This window comes from Amycolatopsis sp. lyj-23 (assembly GCF_046549135.1).
Lineage (GTDB): Bacteria > Actinomycetota > Actinomycetes > Mycobacteriales > Pseudonocardiaceae > Amycolatopsis.
The window spans coordinates 63,999-79,600 of the sequence record NZ_JAJPWN010000002.1 but is presented as its reverse complement, the minus strand read 5'-3'; the positions used below and the strand labels follow the sequence as shown (position 1 = coordinate 79,600).

At 71.3% G+C, this 15,602-nt stretch carries 11 protein-coding genes; 1 reads left to right on the top strand and 10 read right to left on the bottom strand.

Features of this window, described 5'->3' with window-relative positions:
• Positions 1-10: 10 nt before the first annotated feature.
• The 10 genes from ACLJPY_RS03360 to ACLJPY_RS03315 form a co-directional block, all read right to left on the bottom strand.
• On the bottom strand, positions 11-688 hold the full coding sequence (locus ACLJPY_RS03360; RefSeq protein ID WP_410586505.1) for an L-ribulose-5-phosphate 4-epimerase: 678 nt from the start codon (positions 686-688) through the stop codon (positions 11-13).
• On the bottom strand, positions 688-2,316 hold the full coding sequence (gene araB, locus ACLJPY_RS03355) for a ribulokinase (protein WP_410586504.1): 1,629 nt from the start codon (positions 2,314-2,316) through the stop codon (positions 688-690). The genes ACLJPY_RS03360 and araB overlap by 1 nt, the downstream gene beginning before the upstream one ends.
• Before the next feature lie 71 nt (positions 2,317-2,387).
• A complete protein-coding gene (locus ACLJPY_RS03350) occupies positions 2,388-6,212 on the bottom strand; it encodes a LamG-like jellyroll fold domain-containing protein (RefSeq protein ID WP_410586503.1) in 3,825 nt (1,274 codons plus the stop codon).
• Between the two features lie 58 nt (positions 6,213-6,270).
• Positions 6,271-7,254 carry a galactofuranose ABC transporter, permease protein YjfF gene (gene yjfF / locus ACLJPY_RS03345; protein WP_410586502.1) on the bottom strand — a complete coding sequence of 328 codons (984 nt, stop codon included), beginning with the start codon at positions 7,252-7,254 and terminating at the stop codon, positions 6,271-6,273.
• A complete protein-coding gene (locus tag ACLJPY_RS03340; RefSeq protein ID WP_410586999.1) occupies positions 7,251-8,294 on the bottom strand; it encodes an ABC transporter permease in 1,044 nt (347 codons plus the stop codon). Before ACLJPY_RS03340 ends, yjfF begins: the two co-directional genes overlap by 4 nt.
• A gap of 5 nt (positions 8,295-8,299) precedes the next feature.
• The gene (locus ACLJPY_RS03335; protein ID WP_410586501.1) at positions 8,300-9,820 is read right to left on the bottom strand and encodes a sugar ABC transporter ATP-binding protein; all 1,521 of its coding nucleotides are present in this window, start codon (positions 9,818-9,820) and stop codon (positions 8,300-8,302) included.
• A gap of 81 nt (positions 9,821-9,901) precedes the next feature.
• Complete coding sequence (locus ACLJPY_RS03330) at positions 9,902-10,882, bottom strand: ABC transporter substrate-binding protein (RefSeq protein WP_410586500.1); 981 nt, start codon at positions 10,880-10,882, stop codon at positions 9,902-9,904.
• A gap of 126 nt (positions 10,883-11,008) precedes the next feature.
• The gene (locus ACLJPY_RS03325; RefSeq protein WP_410586499.1) at positions 11,009-12,052 is read right to left on the bottom strand and encodes a LacI family DNA-binding transcriptional regulator; all 1,044 of its coding nucleotides are present in this window, start codon (positions 12,050-12,052) and stop codon (positions 11,009-11,011) included.
• 355 nt (positions 12,053-12,407) lie between these two features.
• Positions 12,408-13,358, bottom strand: coding sequence for an endonuclease/exonuclease/phosphatase family protein (locus ACLJPY_RS03320; RefSeq protein WP_410586498.1), 951 nt, complete (start codon positions 13,356-13,358; stop codon positions 12,408-12,410).
• Positions 13,355-14,278 carry a D-alanyl-D-alanine carboxypeptidase family protein gene (locus tag ACLJPY_RS03315; RefSeq protein WP_410586497.1) on the bottom strand — a complete coding sequence of 308 codons (924 nt, stop codon included), beginning with the start codon at positions 14,276-14,278 and terminating at the stop codon, positions 13,355-13,357. Before ACLJPY_RS03315 ends, ACLJPY_RS03320 begins: the two co-directional genes overlap by 4 nt.
• A 247-nt stretch (positions 14,279-14,525) precedes the next feature.
• Here ACLJPY_RS03315 and ACLJPY_RS03310 point away from each other — a divergent pair, with 247 nt between their 5' ends.
• A complete protein-coding gene (locus ACLJPY_RS03310; RefSeq protein ID WP_410586496.1) occupies positions 14,526-15,599 on the top strand; it encodes a nitrous oxide reductase family maturation protein NosD in 1,074 nt (357 codons plus the stop codon).
• The last annotated feature ends 3 nt before the right edge of the window (positions 15,600-15,602 follow it).

The window sequence follows — 15,602 nt, the reverse complement described above, 5'->3', positions numbered from 1 at the left end:
TTCTCCTAAGTCAGTGCTGGCCGTAGACGTTCTGGTACCGGGCGTAGAGCCGGTCGACGTCCTCGGGCGGGAGGGGTTCGGGCGTGCCGAGCTCGAAGGCCTTGTGGACGGTGCGGGCCACGTCCTCGACCATCACCGCGGCCTTGACCGCGTCGCGCGCGGTGCGGCCGACGGTGAACGGGCCGTGGTTGCGCATCAGCACCGCCGGCGAGCGGCTGGAGCGAAGCGTTTCGACGATGCCGCGGCCGATGGAGTCGTCGCCGATCAGGGCGAACGGCCCGACCGGGATGTCCCCGCCGAACTCGTCGGCGATCATCGTCAGCACGCACGGGATCGGCTCGCCGCGGGCCGCCCACGCGGTGGCATAGGTCGAGTGGGTGTGCACCACGCCGCCGATCTCCGGCATGTGCCGGTAGACGTAGGCGTGCGCGGCGGTGTCGGACGACGGCGCGAGGTCGCCTTCGACGAGCTCGCCGTGCAGGTCGGTGACCACCATGGTGTCCGCGGACAGGGTGTCGTAGGAGACGCCCGACGGCTTGATGACCAGCAGGTCTCGGCCCGGGACCCGGGCCGAGACGTTGCCGGCGGTCCAGATCACCAGCTCGTTGCGGGTCAGCTCGCCGTGCAGCTGCGCGACCGTCGCCTTCAGTTCGGCGACGGTGTCGAGCACTTCACCGGTCAGCGACATCAGGGCCGTCCTTTCGCGACAGCTCGCTTGCGGGCGGCCAGGCGGTGCATGACATCGTTGCCGCCACGGCCGAAGTAGTCGTGGAGCTGCGTGTATTCGGCGTACAGCTCGTCGTAGGCGGCGACGTGCGCGGGCACCGGCCGGTACACCGCGCGCTCGACCGAGCCCATCGCGGCGGCGGCCGCGCGGATGTCGGCGTGGGCCCCGGCGGCGACGGCCGCGTGGATGGCCGAGCCGAGTGCGGGTCCCTGCGCGGAGGTGATCACCGACAGCGGGAGGTTGGTGACGTCGGCGTAGATCTGCATGAGCAGCGCGTTCTTCGCCAGCCCGCCCGCGATGATCAGCTCGGTGACCGGGACGCCGGCGGCGTCGAACGTCTCGATGATCTTCCGGGTGCCGAAGGCGGTGGCCTCCAGCAGGGCGCGGTAGACGTCCTGGGCGCGGGTGGCCAGCGTCTGCCCGACGATGACGCCGGAGAGCTCGTGGTCGACCAGCACCGACCGGTTGCCGCTGTGCCAGTCCAGCGCGATCAGGCCGTGTTCACCGATCTCCTGCTGGGCCGCGAGGCGGGTGAGCTCGTCGTGGCCGGCGCCGGCGAAGTGCTCGACGAACCAGCCGAAGATGTCGCCGACGCCGCTCTGGCCGGCTTCGTACCCCCACAGCCCGGGCACGATCCCGCCTTCGACGACGCCGCACATGCCGGGCACCTCGTGCAGCTCGGCGCCGTTCATCACGTGGCAGGTCGAGGTGCCCATGATGGCCACCATCTGGCCCGGCTCGACGGCCTGGGCGGCGGGCGCGGTGACGTGGGCGTCAACGTTGCCAACGGCCACGGCGATGCCTTCGGGCAGCCCGGTCCACGCCGCGGCCTCGGCCGACAGCGAACCGGCGCGGGACCCCAGCTGGCCCAGCGGGTGCTCCAGCTTGTCGGCCACGAAGGACTCGAAGCCGGGCGCGAGTTCGCGGAGGAAGTCGCGGCTGGGGTACTGCCCGTCCTGCAGGATGCCCTTGTAGCCGGCGGTGCAGGCGTTGCGGACGTAGCTGCCGGTGAGCTGCCAGACGATCCAGTCGGCCGCCTCGACCCAGTGCCGCATCGCGGCGTAGACGTCCGGGGCCTCTTCGAAGACCTCGAGGGCCTTGGCGAACTCCCACTCCGAGGAGATCAGGCCGCCGTAGCGCGGGAGCCACTTTTCGCCGCGGGCGCGGGCCAGCTCGTTGATCCGCACGGCCTGCGGCTGCGCCGAGTGGTGCTTCCACAGCTTCACGTACGCGTGCGGGTTGCCCTCGAACTCGGGCAGTCCGCACAGCGGGGTCCCGTCGGCGGTCGTCGGCACCATCGTGCACGCGGTGAAGTCGGTGGCGATGCCGACGACGTCGGCCGCGTCGACGCCGGCGTCCCGCAGCGCCGCCGGCACGGCGTTGCGGAGCACGCCGACGTAGTCCGCCGGGACCTGCAGCGCCCAGTCCGGCGGCAGCGCGCGGCCCGTGGCGGGCAGCGTCTCGTCGAGCACCCCGTGCGGGTACTCGAAGACGCCGGAACCGAGTTCGGCCCCGTCGGCCACGCGCACGACCACCGCGCGGCCCGACAGGGTGCCGAAGTCGACGCCGACGGTGAGTGGTTCTCCCACGGTGTCTTCCCTCCTGGTTGGTGACCGGGACGCGGCGCGGGCGGCGGTGAACGCGCCGCGTCCCGGGGTCTCTAGCGGCCGGTGAGGACCAGCGTCGTCACCGAGCCGGCCGGCAGCGTCAGCTTCGACGTCGCGGCCAGCCCGGTGATCTCCCTGGTCTGCGGCACGATGGCGGCCGGTGCGGCGAGGCTGTTGCGCCCCGCCGGGTCGCCGGTGAGCGTGGTGAGCGTGCCGGTGCCGTCGACGGCGGTGACGCCCGTGAGCGACAGCCGGGTGGTCTGCACCTGCGAAGTCGGGTTGACGAGTTTGACCGTGAAGGTCTTCCTTCCGCTCTTCGTGGTCACGTTGACCACCTGCCGCAGGGGGCTGCCCTGGTTCAGGCGGCTGGTCACGATCTGCTTGCCGAGGGTGCTGGCGAACATCTGCTGCACCCAGTACGACGGCGAGGCGTAGCTCGTCCCGGCGTCGAAGCCGATCAGGTTGACCGGCCAGTTCGACTGGTTCTCCTGCACCAGCACCGGCGCGTACATCGAGCCGATGACGACGTCGCTGTTGCGCTCCAGCCCGGTGAGGAACGCGGCCTCGCCGATGGCGGCGGCCAGGGTGCCGGTGGGCCGGCCGTCCTGGGCGCCGTACTCGCCGACGAGGATGTCCGGGCCACTGCGGTCGGCGGTGTCGTAGCGCGTGGAGTTCTCGGTGAACCACTGCGGCGACTGGTAATAGTGGTCGTCCGCGGCATCCGGACGCACGCCGGTCGACGTGCTCGACGCCGAGCCGCCCTGCAGGCCGCCGGTCGTCGCGATGACGGTCAGCTGCGGGTACTTCGCCTTGATGGCGTCGAACATGTCCGTGTAGCGCCAGGCGTAGCTGCCCGAGCCGTCGAACCAGTCCTCGTTGCCGACCTCGACGTAGTGCAGGTCGAACGGCGCCGGGTGCCCGTCGGCGACCCGCTTCGCACCCCAGGTGGTCGAGCTGTCGCCGATGGCGTACTCGATCTCGTCGAGCGCTTCCTGGACGTAGGCCGGGTAGTCGGCCTGGCTGACGTGCTGGCCGTTCAGCGTGTAGCCGGCGAACAGCGCCAGCAGCGGCTGGGCGCCGATGTCCTCGGCGAGCTTCAGGTAGTCGAGGATGCCGAAGCCGTCGGTGGACCAGTAGCCCCACGCGGTGTTCTGGTGGCCGGGCCGCTGCTCCAGCGGGCCGATGCTGTTCTTCCACGCGAACCGCGTGTCGAGGGTGTTGCCCTCGAGGTAGTTGCCGCCCGGCACGCGGAACAGGCCGAGCTTCATGGCCGCGAGCTTCTGCCCGAGGTCGGCGCGGACGCCGTTGGGCCGGTTCTTGAACGTCGGCGGGAACAGCGACACCTGTTGGAACCAGGCGTCCCCGCTCAGGGCCTTCTTGCCCTTGTTGAGCAGCGAGACGACGATCCGGTTGTCCGTGGAGGCGGTGATCGTCGACGGTGTGGTGAAGCTGAACGTCTGCTGCGCCCAGCCCGCCCCGACCGGCTGGACGTCCTTGCTCGCCAGCACCGTGCCGTCCGGCTTCTCCAGGCTGACCCGGACGCCGCCGGTCCAGCTGCCCTTGGCGAAGAAGCTGCCGGTGTATTTGGTGGCCGGCTTCGCGGCGATCCCGTAGAAGCCGACGTTCGCGGCGGCCACCCGGCCCGCGGGCGGGACCGCGTCGGCGTGCAGCTTCAGCGAGCGGTCGAGCGCGGTGTTGAGCGGGTTCGACGTGTCGATCGAGTAGGCGCCGGTCGCGCCCGCCGAGGTGACCAGCGACCAGTACGGCACCGGCGTGTCGCCCGCGCCGCTGCCGGGCTGGTAGCCCTCCTTGAAGGTGCGGTTGCGGACGAGCTCGGCGTAGAGCCCGCCTTCGACCGAGTGGCTGATGTCTTCGAGGATCGAGCCGTAGGTCGTCGGCCGGGTGTTGGCGCGGACGACGTTGGCGTCCACGGCCAGCTGGTTCGCCCCGGCCAGGGTGCCGATCTGCGCGGCGGTCAGCGGGAAGCGGCGCAGCTCGACCTCGTCGACGGCGCCGGTGAACCCGGAGCCGACGGTGAACGGCGCCGCCGCGGTGCCCGAGGCCGGGCAGGCGGAGACGTCCAGCGTCGTGCCGGTGGCCGTGCCGCAGGTGCTGGTCACCGCGGAGGCGTCGCCGTCGGCGTAGACGGTGAGCCGCTGCGCCGCGCGGTCGAGGACGACGGCGGCGTGGTGCCAGTTGCCGTCGGCGAGGCCGCCGCCGCTGGTGGTCACCTGGATCGGGCCGACGCGGGCGGTGAGCTTGCCGCCGGTCACGCCGAGCGCGTAGCCGTCACCGTGGTCGACCAGCGTGCCCGACGCGGTGGTGCGGAACCAGGCGGCCAGGGACAGCGAGCCGGTGCCGGTGTCGAACGCGGGCGAGGTGCCCATGTCCACAGTGGACTTGCCGTCGAACTGGACGGCCTTTCCGGACGCGCCCGCGGTCCACGTCGCTCCGCGAAGCGTGCCGTCGGCCGCGTTCGCCGAAGCGTCACGGGCGATCGTGCCGGTGCCTTCGTCGAAGTGCCACGAGCCGCTCGCGGCCAGCGCGGCGACGGCGGACGCGGTCAGCGGCGTCGGGTACGCGCGGACGTCGTCGATGCCGCCGTCGAACCAGTCGACCGGGTTGCCCGCCCACTTGCCGCGGCCGATCTCCAGGTGCCCGCCCGCGGTCCACGGCGTGGTGAACGGGACGCTCTGCTGGAGGGTTCCGTTGACGTACAGGGAAAGCGTGCCCGCCGCCCGGTTGTAGACGCCGACCAGGTGCTGCCACTGGCCGGCCTGTGCGGGCAGCGTCGACACCGCCGAAGCCGACGCCGAGTCGCCGTCGGCCGCGCGGCGGGTGAAGGCGAAGCGGCCGTCGCTCGCGCGCTGGAGGTAGAAGCCGCTGATCGTCGAGCCGTCGATGCTCACCGCGGTCCGGAAGCCGGTGGCCGCGGTGGGTTTGACCCACGCGGACACCGAGAAGCTCTGCGCGGTGTCGACCACCGGGGCCGGGACGTCGACCGCGGCGTCGGTGCCGTTCAGCGCGACGCCGTGCGGGCCGACGACACCGTCCCCCCAGGCCGCGCCGCCGGTCAGGGTGCCGGTGCGCGCGTCGAGGGAGTCGTCCGCGGTCGTCGTGCCGGCGCCTTCGTCGAGGCCCCAGTGCCCGGCGGTGGCCAGGCGGGCGGCGTCGGCGGCGGTCAGGGTGCCGGAGTAGGCGCGGACGTCGTCGATCGTGCCGTCGACGAAGTCCACCGGGTTGCCGCCGTACTTGCCGCGGCCGATCACCAGGTGACCGGTGCCGGCCCACGCGGTGGGCGCGGCGACGGTGACCTGGCGAGCGCCGTCGACGTACAGCGACAGCGTCGAGGCGGCCGAATCGTAGACGCCGGTCAGCTGGTACCACTGGCCCGCGACCGGGTCGAAGTTCGCCGACGCGACGACGCCGTCGGTCGGGGCGTCCCCGGCGAGGCGGGTGAAGGCGAACCGGCGGGAGTCGTCGCGGAACTGCAGGAAGAAGTTGCTCACCTGAGCACCGTCGACGCTCACGAACGTCTGGAAGCCGGACGTCTTGTCCAGCTTCACCCAGCTGCTCACCGAGAAGCTCTTCGTCGTGTCCAGCACCGGCGCGCCCGCGTCCGCAAACCCGTTCACGCCATCGGTCGTCAGTGCCCCGCCGCGGATGCCCGGGCCCCAGCCCGCGCCGCCGGTCAACGTGGCCGGGTGGCTGCCCGCGGTGTCGGCGGCGGTCGTCCCGCTGCCGTCGTCGAACGTCCAGTGCCCCGCCAGACCCGGCTCGGCGTCGGCCGCGGCGGCGGGTGCCGCTGCGATGGGCACAGCGGAGCTCAGCGCCAAGGCCGCCAGCACGGCCACCGGCCGCCGCAGTCTGCGGAGCATGACTCTCCTTTGAGTGTGAGCGGGAGGGGCACTTTCACGTGAAAGTGCCCTTCCCGGGCTAGCGGGTCCGGCGGGTGACGAGGCGTTGCAGGACGATGAAGACGAACAGCAGGGCCCCGGTGATGATCGAGGTCCACCACGAGTTCAAGGTGCCGTCGAAGGTGATCAGGGTCTGGATGATGCCCAGCACCATGATTCCCAGCACGGTGCCGAGCACGTAGCCGGAGCCGCCGGTGAGGATGGTGCCGCCGATGACGACCGCGGCGATCGCCGTCAGTTCCAGGCCGACGCCGTTGAGCGGGTCGCCCGAGGACTTGTAGAGGACCAGCAGCAGCCCGCCGAGCGCCGAGCAGAACCCGCTGATCGTGTACACCGCGATCTTGGTGCGGCCGGTCTTGAGCCCCATCAGCATCGCCGACTGCGCGTTGCCGCCGATCGAGTAGACCGTCCGCCCGAACCGCGTGAAGGCCAGGACGTAGGCCGCGGCGGCGACGGCCACCAGCGCGACCACCACGCTGATCGAGATGTGCAGCTCGCCGCCGAGCGGGAGCTGCGTCTGCGCCAGGGTCGCGATCGTCGCGTTGTCGATCGAATAGGCCTCGGTGGTGATCGTGTAGCAGAGGCCGCGGGCGAAGAACATCCCGATCAGGGTCGCGATGAACGGCTGGATCTCGAAGAAGTGGATCAGCGCGCCCATCCCGGCCCCCAGCAGCGCCCCGACCACCAGGACCACGGCGATGGCCGCGTACGCCGGCCAGCCGTGCTTCTGCATCAGGTCGCCGGAGATCACGGTGGACAGGGCGACCACCGATCCGACGGACAGGTCGATGCCGCCGGTGAGGATCACGAACGTCATGCCGACCGCGACCACGAGCAGGAAGGCGTTGTTGATGAACAGGTCGAGGATGACCTGCCCGGAGCCGAACGCCTCGTAGCTCGACGCGCCGAAGATGTACGCCCCGATCAGCAGCGCCATCGTGGCCAGGATGGGCAGGTGCCGCTGCTGCGGCCGGTAGCCCTTGACACGGGCGAGGGTGGTCATGCGGTGACCTCGACCTTCTCCGGAGCGGGTGTGGGCGCCGGGGTGACCGGGCGGGCTCCGCGCCGGCGGAACTTGCGGCGGAACGCGGGCGACAGCAGCAGGCAAACCACCAGCACGACGATGGCCTTGAAGAGCATGATCGACTCCGGCGGGATGCCGAGGGCGTTGACGGTGGTGGTGAGCGTCTGGATGAGCAGCGCGCCGATCACCGAGCCGCCGAGGGAGAACCGGCCGCCGTTCAGCTGGGTCCCGCCGACGACGACCGCGAGGATCGCGTCCAGTTCGATGAAGAGCCCGGCGTGGTTGGCGTCGGCGCTGTGCACGTTCGCGCTGATCATCAGCCCGGCGATGCCCGCGCACAGCGCGCAGAAGACGTAGACGAGCCAGGTCAGCCGCGCCGAGCGGAGCCCGGCCAGCCGGCTGGCCTCGGGGTTGCCGCCGACGGCCTCGACGAGCAGGCCGAGCGCGGAGCGGCGGACGAGCACCGACGCGAGCACGAACACCGCCAGCGCGATGAGGATCGCGCTGGGCAGCGTGAACAGGTACCCCTTGCCGATCCACTCGAACGAGTGGGAGTTGACGGTGATGATCTGCCCGCCGCTGATCAGCTGCGCGATGCCCCGGCCGGCGACCATGAGGATCAGCGTGGCGATGATCGGCTGGATGCCCAGCGCCGCGACGAGCCAGCCGTTCCACACCCCGAGCACCAGCGAGAGGCCGAGCGCCAGGCCGAAGGCGACCAGCGTCGTGCCGGCACCGTCCGGGTTGTCACTGATCCACAAGCAGGCGAGCGAGCCGCTGATCGCCACGACCGCGCCGACCGAGAGATCGATGCCGCGAGTGGCGATGACGAGCGTCATGCCGATCGCGATGAGGATCAGCGGGGCGCCGTTCTTGAGGATGTCGATGACGTTCCCGTAAAGGTGCCCGTCGAGGAACTCGATCTTGTAGAAGGACGGGCTCGCGATGAGGTCGCCCAGCAGCAGCACCAGCAGGGCCACCACGGGCCAGAAGAGCCGCTGTTTCGTCAAGCCGGTCAAGCCTTTCACGCCTGCACCCCCTCGGCCATCGTGGCCATGACGTCGTCCGCGGTGAGCGCCTGGTTTTCGCGCTTCGCCACGACCTTGCGGTCCCGCAGCACCACGACGCGGTGGCTCAGCCGCAGGACCTCTTCCAGTTCGGCGGAGATGTACACGACGGCCATGCCGTCGCCCGAGAGCTGGGTGACCAGCCGCTGGATCTCCGTCTTGGCGCCGATGTCGATGCCGCGCGTGGGCTCGTCGAGGATGAGCAGCCGCGGCTCGGTGATCAGCCAGCGGGCCAGCAGCACCTTCTGCTGGTTGCCGCCGGAGAGGTTGCCCACCAGCGCTTCGGGGTTGGCGGGCCGGATGTCGAGTGCCTTGATGTACTTCTCGGCGATTTCGTCCTGGCGGCGGCGCGACAGCGGCCGCGCCCAGCCGCGGGAGGCCTGCAGCGCCAGCACGATGTTCTCGCGGACGGTCAGTTCCTCGACCAGGCCTTCGGCCTTGCGGTTCTCCGAGAGGAACGCGATCTTGTGGTCGAGCCCGGCGCGCGGGGTGCGCAGCGCGGTGGTCTTGCCGTCGACCTGCACCGAGCCGCTGTCGGCGTGGTCGGCGCCGAAGAGCAGCCGGGCGAGCTCGGTCCGCCCGGACCCGAGCAGGCCGGCCAGCCCGACGACTTCGCCGGCGTGGATCGCGAGGTCGAAGGGCTCGACACCGCCCTTGCGGCCGAGGCCTTCGGCGGCCAGCAGCACCGGCGCGCCGGCGACCTCGGCGCGGCTGGGACCGGAGTCCTCCAGGTCTTCGAGGACCTGGAGCTCCTTGCCGATCATCCGGGTGACCAGCTCGACCGGCGTGATGTCGGCGGTGCGGTACTCGCCGATCAGCTTCCCGTTGCGCAGCACGGTCATCCGGTCGGCGATGGCGAAGACCTGGTCGATGAAGTGCGACACGAACAGGATCGCCATGCCGGTTTCGCGCAGGGACCGCACGACCTTCAGCAGCTGCTCGACCTCACCGGCGTCCAAACTGGACGTCGGTTCGTCGAGGACGAGCACCCGCGCGTCGACGTCCAGCGCACGGGCGATCGCGACCAGCTGCTGCACCGCGATGGAACAGGTGCTCAGCTCGGCCGAGACGTCCACGTGGACGTCCAGCCGGGCCAGCAGCTCCTCGGCCCGCCGCCGCATCGGGCCCCACTGGATGCGGCCGAAGCGGCGGGGTTCCCGGCCGAGGCAGACGTTCTCCGCCACGGACAGGTTCGGGCAGAGGTTGACCTCCTGGTAGACCGTGCTGATGCCGGCCTGCTGGGCCTCGCCGGGCCCGGTGAAGGCCACGGCGTCGCCGCCCAGTTCGATCGTGCCCGCGTCCACCCCGTACACCCCGGTGAGCACCTTGATGAGGGTGGATTTGCCGGCGCCGTTCTCGCCCATCAGGGCGTGCACTTCGCCGGGGTACATCCGGAAGCCGACCCCGTCCAGGGCGAGGACGCCGGGGAACTCCTTGCGGATACCGCTCATCCGCACCACAGGTTGCGGTTCAGGCATTTGGTGTGCTCCGGGTGGACGCGGAGGTGGTGGTGGGGCAAGGCGGGTTGCGGCCCGCCCTGCCCCACCACGACCTGGTTGTCAGTACTGGCGCTGCGGGAGCGCGGCCTTGGCCGACGCCTGGTCGAACTCGGTTTCCTGGGTCTCGATGCGGGCGGGCACCTGCTCGCCGGCGGAAACCTTCTTCACCAGGTCCATCAGCTGCGGGCCGAGGAGCGGGTTGCACTCGACGACGTGGTTGATCTTGCCGTCGGCCAGCGCGGTCAGCGCGTCCTTGACGCCGTCGACCGAGACGATCTTGATGTCCTTGCCCGGGACCTTGCCCGCGGCTTCGATGGCCTCGATGGCACCGAGGGCCATGTCGTCGTTGTGGGCGTATAGGACGTCGATCTTCGGCTGGGACTTCAGGAAGGCCTCCATGACCTCCTTGCCCTTGGCGCGGGTGAACTCACCGGTCTGCGAGGCGACGATCTTGTACTTCGGGTCCGCGGCGATGACGTCGCCGAAGCCCTTCTTGCGGTCGTTCGCCGGGGCCGAACCCGTGGTGCCCTGCAGCTCGACGATGTTGACCTGGCCGGTGGCGCTCCCGAACTCCTTGGTCAGCCACTCCCCCGCCTTCTTGCCCTCGGCGACGAAGTCGGAACCCAGGAAGGTCTTGTAGAGCGACTTGTCCGGCGAGTCGATCGCTCGGTCGGTCAGGATGACCGGGATGTTGGCGTTCTTCGCCTCCTTGAGCACGGTGTCCCAGCCGGACTCGACGACCGGCGAGAAGGCGATGACCTTGACCTTCTGCTGGATGTACGAGCGGATCGCGGAGATCTGGTTCTCCTGCTTCTGCTGCGCGTCGGAAAACTTGAGCTCGATCCCGGCCGTCTTCGCCGACTCCTGGATCGACTTGGTGTTGGCCGTCCGCCAGCCGCTCTCGGCGCCCACCTGGGCGAAGCCGAGCGTGATGGCCCCGCCCGAACCGCCGGACGAACCGCCACTCCCGCAGGCGGTGAGCAGCACGAGTCCGGCCGCCGCGGCCGCGGCGGCGGCCCATCGCTTCTTCAGCACGTTCACTCCTCGATCGACGGTGATCTGTGGGAAAACCTGTGTTGGGGAACTTCGGGGAAAACCGGTGGAGCAAAGTTCTCTGTTAGCGCTAACAATCCCTCCGGGCCACCCGGCCCGCGCCGGTCCGCCGCGCTACCGCGGTCCGGTGCTCTCGCGCACGATCAACTCGGGGACGACCAGGGCGCGCGCGTGCTGGTCGCCTCCGTCCATCCGCCCGGCCAGCAGGCCGAACGTACGCCGTCCGACTTCGATGAAGTCCTGGCGCACCGTCGTCAGCGGCGGCGTGAAGTACGCCGCCTCGGGGACGTCGTCGAAGCCCGCCACGCGCACGTCCCGCGGCACCGAGATGCCCGCTTCGGCGAACGCGCGCAGCAAGCCCAGTGCCATCTGGTCGTTGCCGGCGAAGACGGCGTCCAGATCCTTCTCCTTGGCGAGGGATCGCCCCGCCTCGTAGCCGGAGCGCGAGCTCCAGTCGCCGCGGATCACCCGCGGGGTCCCGACGCCGTGGCGCTCCAGGGTTTCCCGCCAGCCGAGCTCGCGGTCGCGGGCCTCCAGCCAGTCCTCCGGCCCGGCGATGTGCCACACCGTGCGGTGCCCCAGCGCCAGGAGGTGTTCGGTGGCCCGGCGGGCACCGTCGCGCTGGTCGACGGAGATGACCGGCACCGGCGCCGTCTCCCCGCCGCCGACCGCGACGACCGGGAAGTCCGCCGGGGCGGCTTCCAGGGCCCGGCCCGCACTGACGTGCGGGGCGATCACGATGACGCCCTCGACCGCCTGGCGGCGCAGGTTCTCCACCGCGTCGGCGATCGACGACCGGCCCGGCCGGCTGACACTGGAGATCGTGATCGCGTACCCGGCTTCCCGGGCGGCGTTCTCGATGCCGTACAGCGTGCTGGCCGGACCGTACAGATTGGACTCGAGCGCGACGACGCCGAGGGTGCCGGTCCGCCCGGTGACCAGCGCGCGGGCCGCCGAATTGGGCCGGTAGCCCAGTTCTTCGATCGCCGCGAGCACCCGGGCCCGGGTCTCCGGGCGCACCGGACCGGTCCCGTTGATCACCCGGGACACGGTCATGTGGGACACTCCCGCCACCCCCGCGACGTCGGTCAGGCTCGGCTGCCGCGTCCCGGCCGCGGCCGCCTTCACGGGTCCGCCGGAGCGGGGTCGTTCGGCCACCGGCGTCCCCTTCCGTCCGCTCCGACATGGTCTGCGTCACCTGTTCCGGTGACGACGAGGAGTTAGTGTTAGCGATAACACCCACGGGGTCAACCCCGGGTCGCGTAACGGTCTAGTCACGCGCCCTTCACACTCCCCTGACACCGGCTTTCCCGGCGCGACCTGCGCGGAGCGTCGTTTGAAATTCACCGCCCGTCAGCAGGCCCCGGTGTTCAACGGCATGTTCGCCCCCTCCCGCGACCCGATTACCACAGCCCCCGGCCACCCGACCCGCCAGGTACGCACGCCGACCCTCCAGGTACGCAAGCCGACCCTCCAGGTACGCAGCCCGACCGTCCGGGTACGCCCGCCTGCGTCAGAGCGCGAGGGTGGCGGCGACGGGACGGTGGTCGCTGCCGGTCGCGGGCAGCGTCCAGGCCGCGACCGGCCGCACCCCGGCGACGAAGATCTGGTCGATGCGGGCCAGCGGCAGCGCGGCGGGCCAGCTGAAGCCGAACCCGTCGCCGGCCTCGTCCTGCGCCGACCGCATCCGCGCGGTGATCGGCGCGAGCGCGTGGTCGTCGGCGGTGCCGTTGAAATCGCCGACGAGGACGGTCCTCGGCGCGGATTCCGCGGCGAGGGCGGCGGCGAGCCGCCCCATCGCCGCGTCGCGGCCGTCGGCGGTGAAGCCGGCGTCGAGTCGCACGCGCACCGATGGCAAGTGGGCCACGAAGACCGCAACCGGGCCCTTCGGGGTGTCCACTGTGGACCGCAGGGCGCGGGTCCACGGCATGATGGCCACCGGCTGCGTGTCGCGCAGCGGGAAGGCGCTCCAGATCCCGACCGTCCCCTGGACGGAGTGGTACGGGTAGCCCGCGGCGAGGGCGTCCTCGTACTCCGGGACCTCGGACTTCTTCAGCTCCTCGAGCGCGATCACCTGCGCGCGCGTGGCGGCGAGGGCGCGCGCGGTGCCCACCGGGTCCGGGTTGGCGTCGTTGACGTTGTGCGAGACGACCGTGAGGTCGCCGCCAGGCTCACGCTTGTCGAGGAGCCTCGTCCCGAAGAACCCGGCCCAGACCAGCGCCGGCAGGAGGAGGCAGACGAGGGCGAGCGCCGAGCGCCGGACCAGCGCCGCGGCCAGCAGCGCCAGGACGAGCAGGCCGGTCCAGGGCAGGAACGTCTCCAGCAGGCTGCCGGCGTTGCCCGCCCAGTTGGGCACGAGCGGGTGCGCGAGCAGCACCACCGCCGTCAGGACGGCGAAGGCGGCGAGGACGCGGCCGCGGCGCCACGTGCTGCGCTCGACGGGCCGCCCGGTCGTCGCGGTCACCGGGTGCCCGTCGGCAGTTCCCGCTGGATCCCGGCGATCAGCTTCTCGCTGTTCTCGAGCGCGGCCCGCAGCCCGGCCGCCGGCGTCCCACCCGGGTGCTGGTGGAGGACGACGCCGAGGACGAGCCCGCCGTCGCGGGCCCGCGCGGCCCACATCAGCGCACCACCGGCGGCGGTCGACGAACCGGTCTTCAGCCCGATGACGCCGTTGCGGCCGAGCAGCGTGTTCGTGTTGACGACCGTGCCGGGCACGCCGTCGATCCGCAGGCTCGGGGTGGCGGCGATCGCCTGGACGACCGGGTTCTTCATCGCTTCGCGCGCCAGCCGGAGCTGGTCGGTGGCGGTGCTGGTCGTCGAGTCCTCGAGGCCGCTGGCGCCGGTGTAGGTGGTGCTGGTCATGCCGAGCGCCGCGGCTTCGCGGTTCATCTTCACGACGAAGGCGTCCTGGCTGCCGGCGTCCCAGCGGGCGAGCAGCCGGGCGACGTTGTTGCCGGACGGGATGAGCATGAGCGCGAGCAGGTCGCGTTCGCTGAACCGGCGACCGGCGCGCACGGGCGCGGTCGACTCCTCGGCCGAGGTGGACTCGGTCTCGGCCTGTTCGTCGACGGTGATCTCCGGGCCGGCCTCGCCGGGGCCGAGCGGGTGGTCCTTGAGCACGACGTAGGCGGTCATCACCTTGGTGAGGCTGGCGATCGGCACGGGCTGCTGCTCACCGCGGCTGCCGAGCGACCCGAGGTTCTGCACTTCGGCGCTCGCCTGCCCCTCGTCGGGCCACGGCAACCGCAGGTCGACGACGGGCCGCGCGGCGACCGCCCGTCCGGCGACCTCGGGCGGGAAGACCACCCAGCAGGCCGCGGCGACGACCACGGCCGCGGCGGCGGCCAGCCCGCCGGCGACGGGTGGGATGCGGGTACGGGCCATCGGTCTCCTCCGGGTGCCGAGGTGCGCCGGCTGCGCACCCCGGTCACTCTGTCCGGGGAAGATCGCCGGTTCGTCGGGGGTGTTCGACAGGTCTGAACCAGAAATGTCCCGATCTCGTCCCGAAACCGCGTTGTTCACATTCATGATCGCCATTCATCGCGTTGACCTGCCCTCGGCGGTGGCCTATAAAGGGGAAGTCCGGGTGTCCGCCGCAACACCTCCGCAGTTGTCCTTCCGGAGGCCATCGGTGTCCCCACGCCCCTCGTTCCGCCGCACCGCTTTCCTCGCGGCCGTCAGCGTTTCCGCCGTCGTGACCGCACTCGGCAACCCGACGCCCGCCCGAGCCGCCGTCACCGTCGACGTCACCACGGCCGCCCAGCTCCGGGCCGCGCTGGCGAACGCCACCCCCGGCCAGACCATCCGCCTCGCCGCCGGCACCTACCACGGCTCGTTCGTCACGACGAAGCCCGGCACGTCCACCGACCCGATCACGCTGTCCGGCCCGGCGAACGCCGTCCTGATCAACGACGGTCCCGCCGGCGACGCCCCCGGCTGCCCGGTCCCGACCGCCGGCTGGGACCCCGGGTACGGCCTGTGGCTCTCCGGTGCCCCCTACTGGACCCTGCGCGGGTTCACCGTGCAGGACTCGAAGAAGGGCATCGTCGCGGACGACTCGCCGCACACGACCATCGACGGCGTCACCGTCCACCACATCGACGAGGAGGGCGTGCACTTCCGCCGCTCGTCGGCCGACAGCGTGCTGGAGAACTCCACGATCACCTACACCGGCCTGGTGCAGCCCGGCTACGGCGAAGGCGTCTACCTCGGCTCGGCGAACTCGAACTGGGGCTGCCACGGCAACTCCGGCGGCGCCGACCGCGGCGACCGGATCCAGGTGCTGGACAACCACATCGGCCCGTTCGTCGCGGCCGAGGCGATCGACGTCAAGGAGGGCACCTCCGACGGCGTCATCCGCGGCAACACCTTCGACGGCCGCGGGATCAGCGGCGAGAACTCGGCGGACTCCTGGATCGACGTCAAGGGCACCGGCTACACGATCGAAGGCAACACCGGCACCTTCGCCCCGCCCGGCACGTTCGCCAACGGCTACGAGAACCACAACCCGAGCACGACCCCGCCGTTCGCCAACGGCTGCGGCAACGTGTGGCGCGGCAACCGGTCCGACCTCGGCGGCGTGGGCGCCTACGCGATCAAGATCAGCTCGGTGTCGAAGTGCGCGGCGAAGCCGAACGTGGTGTCCGCGTCGAACACGGTCACGAACGCCCGCTCGGGGCTGACGAACGTCCCCGTCACGCCGTGAGGG

Excerpts from the sequence above, each read along its gene's own strand:
- yjfF (WP_410586502.1), bottom strand. The coding sequence starts at position 7,254 with ATGACCACCCTCGCCCGTGTCAAGGGCTACCGGCCGCAGCAGCGGCAC.
- ACLJPY_RS03350 (WP_410586503.1), bottom strand. The coding sequence starts at position 6,212 with ATGCTCCGCAGACTGCGGCGGCCGGTGGCCGTGCTGGCGGCCTTGGCG.
- ACLJPY_RS03315 (WP_410586497.1), bottom strand. The coding sequence starts at position 14,278 with ATGGCCCGTACCCGCATCCCACCCGTCGCCGGCGGGCTGGCCGCCGCC.
- ACLJPY_RS03335 (WP_410586501.1), bottom strand. The coding sequence starts at position 9,820 with ATGCCTGAACCGCAACCTGTGGTGCGGATGAGCGGTATCCGCAAGGAG.
- ACLJPY_RS03360 (WP_410586505.1), bottom strand. The coding sequence starts at position 688 with ATGTCGCTGACCGGTGAAGTGCTCGACACCGTCGCCGAACTGAAGGCG.